Origin of the sequence: Capnocytophaga periodontitidis (assembly GCF_016126015.1) — a bacterium.
GTDB lineage: Bacteria > Bacteroidota > Bacteroidia > Flavobacteriales > Flavobacteriaceae > Capnocytophaga > Capnocytophaga periodontitidis.
In genome coordinates this window covers 98,865-109,394 of record NZ_JAEFDB010000010.1, presented here as the reverse complement: position 1 = coordinate 109,394, position 10,530 = coordinate 98,865, and the positions used below count along the sequence as shown (strand labels likewise).

Below are 10,530 nucleotides of genomic sequence, written 5' to 3'. Positions count from 1 at the left end.
TAAAAAAATAAAGACTTTTATGCACTCCCAATTTCGTGAAAATTCGTGTAATTCGTGGGAGATTAAAAATATTTCACTGATTGTTAAATAATTACTTAGGCCGAACTCACATTAATATAACGTCAGTTCGATATAACAGAACATTGATTTACAGCTTTATAACATAATATATTCACAAAATAATTCACCGTCAGGTGAAAATTCGTGAGATAATAAAAAAATAAGGACTTTTATGCACTCCCAATTTCGTGAAAATTCGTGTAATTCGTGGGCAAGGGCAGTCAATACCTACTAAAAAATATCTACAAAAAGTATCTTTATCTCCAATATTTTTCGTAACTTCGCCCCTTGAACAATCTCCTTTATTACACCAATAATAAAATGACAAAAAAAGCACTCATTACAGGTATCACAGGGCAAGATGGCGCCTATCTCGCCGAATACCTCCTCAAAAAAGGATATGAAGTACACGGTATGAAACGCCGATCATCCCTCTTCAATACCGACCGTATCGACCACCTCTACCAAGACCCTCATTTAGAACACCGCAACCTTATCTTACACTACGGCGACCTTACCGATAGTATGAATATCACACGCCTTGTCCAAGAGGTACAACCCGATGAAATCTACAACCTCGCAGCGATGAGTCATGTGCACGTGAGTTTCCAAACCCCCGAATACGTCGGTAACGCCGATGGTCTCGGCACCTTGCGCATCCTTGAAGCTGTACGCCTCTTGGGGCTTACTGAAAAAGCGCGTATCTATCAAGCTTCTACTTCTGAACTTTACGGTTTGGTACAAGAAGTACCTCAAAGTGAGCGCACTCCTTTCTATCCGCGTTCACCTTATGCAGTCGCTAAATTGTATGCCTATTGGATTACTGTGAATTACCGCGAAGCCTATAATATGCACGCCTCTAATGGTATCCTCTTCAACCACGAATCTCCTATACGTGGCGAGACTTTCGTAACCCGCAAGGTAACCCGTGCGCTCAGCAGGGTAGCGTTGGGTATGCAGGATAAGTTCTATATGGGTAACCTCAGCTCTCAACGCGACTGGGGGCACGCCAAAGACTATATCAAGGCGATGTACCTCATCTTGCAACAACCCGCTCCTAGCGATTATGTAATTGCTACAGGTATCACTACCGCCATCCGCGATTTTATCACAATGGCTGCCAAAGAAATAGGTCTTACTATCGAATTTAAAGGCGAAGGCGTAAACGAAAAAGGCTATATCACAGCAGTAGATACTTCTGTTTTCAGCGAAAAAGTAGGCGAAAAGTACCTCAGTGCCATACGCGAACGTATTGCCAATAACCCCGAAGTGGTAAATGTAGACCCTCAGTATTTCCGCCCTACCGAAGTGGATTTGCTCATCGGCGACCCTACCAAATCGCAAACTGTTTTAGGTTGGAAACCTGAGTATGACCTTAAAGGACTGATTGAAGATATGATGCGCTCGGATATCAAACTCTTCAAACGCGATGCCTACCTCAAAGAAGGTGGTTTCACTGTAATGAATTACTTTGAATAACAATGGATAAAAACGCTAAAATATATATCGCAGGACACAAAGGGTTAGTGGGTTCTGCTATTTGGAAGAATCTTTCTCAAAAAGGATATACCAATTTGATAGGCAGAACAAGTGCCGAACTCGACCTACGTGATGCACAAGCCGTCGCTCAATTCTTTAAAAACGAAAAACCCGACTATGTCTTCTTGGCAGCTGCCAAAGTAGGCGGCATTATGGCTAACAACACCTATCGCGCCGATTTTATCTACGAAAACCTGATGATTCAAAACAATGTAATTCATTCGGCTTACGAAAATAAGGTGAAAAAATTACTGTTTTTAGGGAGTACTTGTATCTACCCTAAGGAAGCACCCCAGCCTATGAAAGAGGACTGTTTGCTCACCTCTCCGTTAGAATATACGAATGAACCCTATGCTATTGCCAAAATTGCAGGCATCAAGCTATGCGAGAGTTACAACCTGCAATACGGCACTAATTATATTGCTGTAATGCCCACCAATCTCTATGGGCCTAACGACAATTTTCACCTCGAAAATTCTCACGTATTGCCAGCGATGGTACGCAAAATACACTTAGCAAATGCCTTGCTTAAAAATGATTGGGAAGCAGTAAAAACAGACCTTAACAAGCGTCCGGTAGAAGGAATAAGTGGTAAAAACAACCAAGAAGAAATAAAAACAATCTTATCAAAATATGGTATTACAGCCGAAACAGTTACGCTATGGGGTACGGGCACTCCTTTGCGTGAGTTCTTGTGGAGTGAAGATATGGCCGATGCTTGTGTGTTTCTAATGGAACGCATCAATTTTAAAGATACCTATCCTGCTGATGCCAAAGAAGTCCGCAACACCCATATTAATATTGGTACAGGTAAGGAACTTTCTATCAAAGAACTCGCCTATATGATAAAAGAGACCATTGGCTATCAAGGAAAAATAGTCTTCGATAGCACCAAACCCGATGGTACAATGCGCAAACTCACCGACCCCAGCAAGTTACACCAACTCGGGTGGCAACACTCTGTTGAACTCCAAGAAGGCGTAAAACTGATGTATGAACATTATTTGTTGTAAATCAACCTCATATCTGTACTACTCTGTTACAACCCTGTTACCCCTTGTTACAACTTTTTGCACACACGCAAAATTCGCCGCAATTTTGCACCGTAAAAGTTAGGAAATAAAGCTCAGAAATGAAATAGGAAATAGAATAGTGGTCAGCCCCTCTGGACAGGCTGACGTGTCCAGCACTATCCACTTTTCACTATTCACTATTCACTATCCCCTAACCCCTAATTATAAACAACTTTAAAATCAAACAAAAATGGCAAAAAGTATTAACAACATCGTAACAGAAGGCCTTTCTGGTCGAATCGGAAAACAAATCGTTTTCAGTCAACGCAATGGTGAAACCATCGTCTCTAAATTCCCAGTGCGTACCAAAAAACCAACCGCTAAACAAATAGCTCAACAAACCAAATTCTCAAGTGCTATCGCCTACGGTAAAAATGCTTTGCAGGACAATTCCCTCAAAGTACTCTATACCACCGAAGCTCAGAAACGAAAAGGCGTATCTGCTTACAACCTCGCTGTCGCCGATTTCCTCAAAGCTCCAGTGATTGAAAACGTAGATGTCTCAGCTTATAAAGGGGCTGCCAGCGGCGAAAAAATAACCATCACCGTCACCGATAATTTTAAGGTAACCACTGTGAAAGTCGCAATTATAAACAGTGATGATACCCCTGTTGAACAAGGCGAAGCAACCCTCTTAGAAGGCAAATGGGTCTATAGCACCACCGCTACTAACGCCGCCCTCTCTGGCGATAAAGTAGTCGTAACGGCTACCGACCGCCCTGGTAACAAAACCGTAAAGGAAACAACCCTCTAATCACAAATCGTTATTATAACAACAATTAGAAAAACAATAGGCTCATCTCCCATCAAAAGATGAGCCTATTATACTTCTGTTTTCCACACACCTGTAGCTTACACTTTTAACATCAGTCCGATATAAAAAAACCTCAGTTCGGTATAATAGAGCATTATAATTCACCGTCAGGTGAAAATTCGTGGGAGATTAAAAATATTTCGCTGCTTCTTAAATAAATCCTTACCTCGAACTTTTTACAAAAAAAAGACTCAGCAATTCCCATCGCGAGCCTTTCAATTATTGTATAATTAAAATGAGATTTTGTGGTGAATAAGCCACCTATGAAAAAAACTTTTCAGCCAACTGTCAATTGCCAATTGTTAATTGTCAATTGTTAATTGTTAATTAAAAAAGCCCTCCCATAGTTCTCCAAAAAGCAAATATAATTACCTTATTAAAAAACATTTATGATGATTGCATTGTGAAGAACCCTCTAATTTTAACAAGTATTCAAAAAAAGAGAATATGGAAGGTACTTTTCATCACTAACTATTGTTGTTCTTTGATAACATTGATTTCTACACGTCGGTTAATCTCTTTACCGCGTTCAGTATCGTTGCTCTCAATAGGGCGAGTTTGCCCGTAACCTTTAGCCTCGAGGCGTTTTTTGCTCACACCGTGGCGTGAAAGGTATTGCTTGATAGCATCAGCGCGATCTTGTGAGAGTTTGAGGTTGTGCTCAGGAGTGCCAGTGTTATCAGTATGTCCTTCTACTACGAAGTTGAAATCGGGGTTTTCGTTCATAATCACCGCAATATTGTCCAAAATAAACTCAGCTTGTGGTTTCACTACCGATTTATCGGTGTCAAACAAGATAGTCTTTGCATAAAGGTTTATCTGTTTTACCACGCGTTTGGTACGCTCTTCGCGTTCTTCAGGAGTTTCTACACGAGTAATCGCTTTGTTAGCTGATACGCGTTTGCGGTCTTTTTTCTCTTTTACTTTAGGTTCTTTGGTGCGTTCTACGTGGTCTACGATAGGGTTTTCGCGAGCGGTAAGAGGCAATTTAAGCACTACACCAGCGCCCCATTGGTAGTAGTCGTGACCAGTGCCACCCCCTACGTTGTAGGCAGTGTTCACATTGGCGCCCACTACATCTGTAAACCAGAAGTTCACCCCAAGACCCGCTATAAACTTAAATTTGCTTTCGCTATCTACTGAAGCAACTCCCACACCCACTTGTGGATAAGGGTCAAGCCAAGGAAGCGCATCCCACAAACGGTTGAGGTGATAACGACCGCGCACATCAAACGCCCAATAAGTTTTTGCGTTTTCGAGTTTAGTTTCCTCTACATCAGGAAAGTAATTTTGGTCTTTCTTGATGCTTGCATACGCAAAACCAGCTTCGGCAGTAATACCTTTTTTGATGTAGCGAGCGGCGTTGAGGCGGAAGCCGATATTCATATCAGGGTAGCCAAACCAGTCTTTCATCATACTTCTTTCGGGCACCTTAAAATCTACGGTGCTCACACCCGCCCCTACGAGCCAAGGGCGATAGTTATCTTGTGCTGTTACAGCACTCGCGCTGAGCGCTGCAATGGCAGCAATGGTATATATTTTAATTTTGTTCATTTCTTGTGATTTTTTTTAATTGTTTTATTCTCAGAGTTTTTCCGAGATTCTCAGAGTTCCTTAAAAACAGCTATTAGTAGCCTCTTACACCGCCTGTAAATACAGTAGTAATCCAAGGATGTACAGTTTTCCACTCAGCAAGTGATCTGTTAGGCACATACAAGGCAGCATTGTTTGGCTTTCCTATAGGTCCTTGAGGCACAGCTCTATTATAATGATTAACACCTTCTGGAGTATACTTAAAAGTATTTTTGTCTATTTGAGTAGGAGCCTCTACCCCTATACGCAATTCTGCCAATGAGTTTTCAGTACCATTAAAAGCATAGTATCCTATTTTTTTAATATTTTTCCCTATGATTATAGAACGTATCGTAGCAGGGAAAATATTAAAATAACTATAATAATCACTATAATCACCATTCAATTGACCAGAATAATAGGCATGAAGTTCTTCTAAAGCAGGTAATTCTATTTTAGCAAGTTTAGTGTTATAGAAAGCACCGAAATAAATTGTTTTTACTTTAGGAGCAATAACAGTTGTTAAATTGCTTGAATTAGCAAAAGCGTGAGAGTTTACATATTCCACATTGTTAAGGTCTATTCTGGTAATGATAGGGTTTCCATAGAGTTTAGTAGCATCTCCTCCACTATGGTTACCACTATATACATATTTTACAGCATAAGGCACTTTAGGTACTCTTGGCGCATTGGTAAAGCTGTATAGGGTTACATAATCCTTATTAGAAATACCATAGAGATATTGACCACTGTAATTCCAGAACTTGGTCACGCGTTTTACTTTTACAGTAAGGGGTGTTTTTGAAGCATCGGTTTTGTGTTTGAGTTTGAACTCTAAAGGAGCAGAAGAATCGTAGTGGTTCTTAGCGGTTACCCTTACAATATTACCAGCTTGTGAACTAACTGTAATACGAGTAGAAGCCTCAGAAGAAAGTGAAGAACTATCGTACTGATAACCATCAGGGTATTCTACATCCACATAGTCGTTAGAGTTAGCTTCAGTTTTATCGCCATCAATATCTTCAATAGTGTATACACCATCTCTCCAACCGGTATCGCGTGGAGCTACTTCTACAATAAGGGTAGCCTTGCGTTCAACACCCTCTTTGGTATCGGCAATTACAATTTCGTAAGTACCTTGAGTATTAGCACGGATATTTAAGGTGGTTGACACAGTACCTTGTACAATAGTGAGACCTGTACCTGCATTATCAGTAAAAGTAAAGTTATCCGAAACACCATCTAAAAATACAACGCGATCGTCTCGTTCTACCATATGAATAGTGTGTTTCCCTCCATTTCTAAAATAGAAGCTGTCTTCAGTACTTGGGCGTGGTTTTTCACCTACCCCGTCATCGGCATCCGATTTACAGCCTACAACGCAGGCAAGACTTAAAGATACAAATGCCATTAAAGCAAAAATTCTTTTTCTCATATTCTTTTTTTTGTTTATATACGCACTATGGCGTGGGTTATTTATCTGGTGCAAAGGTACAAACGGGAAAATAAACCCTCCAAATTAATTTAAGACATTATTAACTTTATCACATCATTGAAGTAGTGAAGTAGTAGTGTTTTTAACAATTTTAACAATTTACAACCACTTTTTAATACCATTTTAACAGATTGCAAGCTTAAAAATAGCCAATTAGAACTTATACGTGTAAAAAGTATTCATTTACACATTTCTATAACTCTCTATAAATAAAACTCTTACAAAATAATGACGTACTAATGACGTAGTGCCGTAACAAATTTAAAGGAATAACAATAGGTAAAAAAGTAACGCATAAATCAGTAAAATTACCTTTATTGAAGAACCAATTCTTGCTATTTTGCAAACTATTTTTTACCTTTGTAACCTGAAATTTAGTATTGATATGAACACCCCTCCTTATAAAAAAGCACTAAAATACCTCATTATCATCATCAGCGTGATGGTGGTATGCGCAGGTGTTGCGTTCTGGATAAAAAGTGAGTTTGATACATTTGTTGCGGTCGTTTGTGCTGTATTGTGCAGTGTTGTACTCTCATTCCTGTTCCTTTTTTACTACAGTTTTTTCTACCGTTGGGCGCGCCAATGGCTCTTAGCAGGCATACTGGTAGGGCTCGTTTTATTTTTGCTATTAGCACTTCAAAACGAATTAGAAAATGTCTATTCTGTTATGATGACTCCTAAAAAGTACGACAACTACCTCTCACTACAAACTCATACGCCCTACCGCAAAAACGGCAAAACCCTATCCCTGCTCTCCCCTAATCCCGATAAGAACTTGGAATACAACTTCCTATTTCTAAACGAACACGCCCAGTTGGTATTGATGCAAAACGTCTATTACCCTCATTTCTACAAGTTTAACCGTCAAGGAATACTCATCGATAGCCTGCAACTAACGAACCAATGCGATTTTGAATACGCTTTCTTGGGTAGTCATTATGTGAATCTCAACGATAACCAAAGCCTCTCGTGGGCAATCGATGGCGATACACAACTCAAACCCATAACTATAGTAAACCATTCACCACAGTGGACTGATAAACAGCGGAGAACCTTCTTCAACGAAGTGCAAAATACCGCCGATTACTACTATATTTATGAGATTCGCAGTCAGGAATCCGAGCAAAGTGATGAGCTAAACACCTCAAAATCTAAAGAAAAAGTATTCTTCTACAGAAATGAACGATGGCAGTATTTTTACCTGTCACCCAACGAGTATACCTATCAAAAAATACCTGAAAACGAACGATCTAAAGGTGAAAACAACCCGCTTATCGGTGACTTTAGCGCGCGATTTACCAAAGAAACAACCTGCAAGCATCACAGCATACATCCGCTTTATGTAACTGAAAATAACCGAGGTTTATACATAGATTTAGAAACGAGTGGGGTGGTTTTTCACCTCCTCATTTCGCGCAATAACCCTATGTTTGGCTCGATTGACTACCAGCCATTGTACTGTTTAAAAAACGGAGATGAACATTTGGAAACCTATCAAGATTTAATGTTCTACAGCAATACCCAGCTACTCTATCAATTGTTTTACAACAGCCGAGAAGTGTATATAATTAGAGAATTAGCAAATTAGAGAATTAGCAAATTAGAGAATTAGCAAATTAGAGAATTAGCAAAATTTCCTACCCGTGCGGCTCGCACAAATCGCTTTTGCATCATAAACTTTGTCAAAGTCCCAAAACTTTGACAAAGTCTATAAATCTGATTATCAATTACTTTTAGAGTATGTTATGTAGGAAAGCCAGCGATAGCTGGGTATGTGCTGCAAACGCCCATTAACAAATTGAAAAATCGCAAAAATTCTTGCCCGTGCGGCTCGCACCAAATCGAAATTATTCGTATCTTTGCCCCCTCATTCTAACTAACGTCAGTTCGATATAACAGAACATTGATTTACAGCTTTATATCATAATATATTCACAAAATAATTCACCGTCAGGTGAAAATTCGTGAGATAATAAAAAATAAAGACTTTTATACACTCCCAAATTCGTGAAAATTCGTGAAATTCGTGGGAGATTAAAAATATTTTACTGATTGTTAAGTAATTACTTACGTCGAACTCACATTAACTAATACTAAAAATGAAAATATCATTTAAAAACGATTATGCCGAAGGCGCTCACCCCGCAATTTTAGAAGCCCTCGTACGCACAAACACTGTACAACAAGCAGGATATGGCTACGATAGTTATTCGGCAGCTGCCAAAGAACTCATCAGAAAGAAGATAGAAAACCCTGAGGCGCAAATATTTTTTGTAAGTGGTGGTACGCAAGCTAATATGCTGGTAATAGGCACTTTGTTGCGCACTTATCAAAGTGTGATAGCCCCCGAAACAGGGCATATCGCCGATAATGAAACCGGAGCCATAGAAGCAGTAGGTCACAAAATACACTTAGCCCCAGCAACAAACGGTAAAATCACTCCTGAGAGCATTGCCGATTTTGCCACCCGCTATACAAATTATCCACACCAAGTACAACCACGACTCGTGTATATTACGAACGCCACCGAGATAGGAACCATCTATACTTTGGCAGAGCTCAAAGCCATTTACGAGTGTTGCCAAGCGCATAACCTCCTGCTGTTTATGGACGGCGCGCGATTAGGATCGGCATTAAATGCTGAAGACAACGATATACAATGGAAAGATTTAGCCCGTTATACCGATGTGTTTTATATAGGAGCTACCAAAAACGGCGGATTGTTAGGCGAAGCCATTGTAATCAACAACCCAGCCCTCGACGATGGTTTTGAGTATTACCTCAAACAACAAGGAGCGCTACTCGCCAAAGGACGCTTGCTCGGATTGCAATTCCTCACCTTGTTTGAAAACGGATTGTACGATGCTTTGGCATTGCACGCTAACCAGCAGATGAAGCGTATCAAAGAAGCGTTTGTAGTCAATGGTTATACCTTGCTTTCAAATACTTGTACAAATCAGTTATTCCCGATACTCACTCACAACCAAATTGCCGCATTGGCAGAGCAGTTTGATTTCTACCAGTGGCAAAAAGTAGACGAGCAACACACCGCCATTCGCTTGATTAGCTCGTGGGCTACTACCGATGCACAAGTAGATGCGCTTATCCAAGCAATTCAATCATTAGCAGTAACTCAATGAAAAATTACCTCCTTCCTTTCCTTTCAATCGTGATAGGGGCTTGCCTTGTGTTGTGGCTCAAACCCACGCATAAAAGCAGGCTTAAGCTGTTATTGGCATTCAGTGGCGCTTTTTTGATGGGGATGACCATTTTTCACCTCCTCCCCGAAGTATATCACGAGGCACTACACGCTCACGAAGAACACAGTGATTTTGGCGATAAAACCATCGGACTCTGGATCGCTGTGGGCATACTCCTGCAAATTGTGTTAGAGTTCTTTTCGCACGGCGCCGAACACGGTCATTTTCATTCACCCGCCAAAGGATTACAAACCCATTTCCCGTGGGGGCTATTCATCAGTTTGAGCATTCACTCAGTGCTTGAAGGCTTCCCATTACACGAACATAGCAATATGGTATACGGCATTTTCATCCACCATTTGCCCATAGCTATGGTGCTGACAATCTTTTTCTTAGATTCTGGTATCGGACTCAAACGCACGCTCGCTTTTCTGTTTGTCTTTTCGCTAATGACCCCGCTGGGCGCTTTTTTAGCAAACTATGTACCCGCCTTATTGCCCTATCACAACCTGATGAGCGCTATAGTAGTGGGGATATTCTTGCATATCTCGTCAGTAATACTGTTTGAAACCTCCGAAAATCACCAATTCAATTATAGAAAGTTAGGCGTGATTGTTATAGGTTTTGCAATGGCATTTCTATTCAATTAACAATTGATAATGAACAATGAACAATTTTGAAAACCCTTTTAGGATGATACCCTGATAATCAGTTGCTTTTCCGGTATATTGTAGGGGCGATTTGCAAATCGCCCTCTAAGAATAAATCTATTAT

Annotated in this window: 8 protein-coding genes; 6 read left to right on the top strand and 2 right to left on the bottom strand. The window is 40.2% G+C overall.

Going from position 1 to position 10,530, the window contains the following annotated elements; genetic code table 11:
- Positions 1 to 381: 381 nt before the first annotated feature.
- From gmd to I7X29_RS12445, 3 genes are all read left to right on the top strand, one after another.
- Positions 382 to 1,539: a GDP-mannose 4,6-dehydratase gene (gene gmd / locus I7X29_RS12455; RefSeq protein ID WP_009412673.1), complete on the top strand. Its 1,158-nt coding sequence runs from the start codon at positions 382 to 384 to the stop codon at positions 1,537 to 1,539.
- Between the two features lie 2 nt (positions 1,540 to 1,541).
- Positions 1,542 to 2,612, top strand: coding sequence for a GDP-L-fucose synthase family protein (locus tag I7X29_RS12450; protein WP_198475082.1), 1,071 nt, complete (start codon positions 1,542 to 1,544; stop codon positions 2,610 to 2,612).
- A 250-nt stretch (positions 2,613 to 2,862) separates the two neighbouring features.
- Entirely contained in the window at positions 2,863 to 3,426 is a 564-nt protein-coding gene (locus I7X29_RS12445; protein WP_088593479.1) for a hypothetical protein, read from the top strand.
- A 531-nt stretch (positions 3,427 to 3,957) separates the two neighbouring features.
- On the opposite strand, the gene I7X29_RS12440 is transcribed toward I7X29_RS12445, so the two are convergent.
- Both I7X29_RS12440 and I7X29_RS12435 read right to left on the bottom strand, forming a co-directional pair.
- Positions 3,958 to 5,040 (bottom strand): OmpA family protein, encoded by a 1,083-nt coding sequence (locus I7X29_RS12440; protein WP_198475081.1) that lies wholly within the window; start codon positions 5,038 to 5,040, stop codon positions 3,958 to 3,960.
- Between the two features lie 73 nt (positions 5,041 to 5,113).
- Entirely contained in the window at positions 5,114 to 6,493 is a 1,380-nt protein-coding gene (locus I7X29_RS12435; RefSeq protein WP_198475079.1) for a leucine-rich repeat protein, read from the bottom strand.
- A 445-nt stretch (positions 6,494 to 6,938) separates the two neighbouring features.
- Between I7X29_RS12435 and I7X29_RS12430 the strand changes: the two genes are divergently transcribed.
- The 3 genes from I7X29_RS12430 to I7X29_RS12420 all read left to right on the top strand — a co-directional run bounded on the left by I7X29_RS12430 (position 6,939) and on the right by I7X29_RS12420 (position 10,406).
- Positions 6,939 to 8,144 (top strand): hypothetical protein, encoded by a 1,206-nt coding sequence (locus tag I7X29_RS12430; RefSeq protein ID WP_198475077.1) that lies wholly within the window; start codon positions 6,939 to 6,941, stop codon positions 8,142 to 8,144.
- A gap of 511 nt (positions 8,145 to 8,655) precedes the next feature.
- Positions 8,656 to 9,696 (top strand): threonine aldolase family protein, encoded by a 1,041-nt coding sequence (locus I7X29_RS12425; protein ID WP_198475075.1) that lies wholly within the window; start codon positions 8,656 to 8,658, stop codon positions 9,694 to 9,696.
- Positions 9,693 to 10,406, top strand: a complete 714-nt coding sequence (locus I7X29_RS12420) for a ZIP family metal transporter (RefSeq protein ID WP_198475073.1) — start codon at positions 9,693 to 9,695, stop codon at positions 10,404 to 10,406. Before I7X29_RS12425 ends, I7X29_RS12420 begins: the two co-directional genes overlap by 4 nt.
- The last annotated feature ends 124 nt before the right edge of the window (positions 10,407 to 10,530 follow it).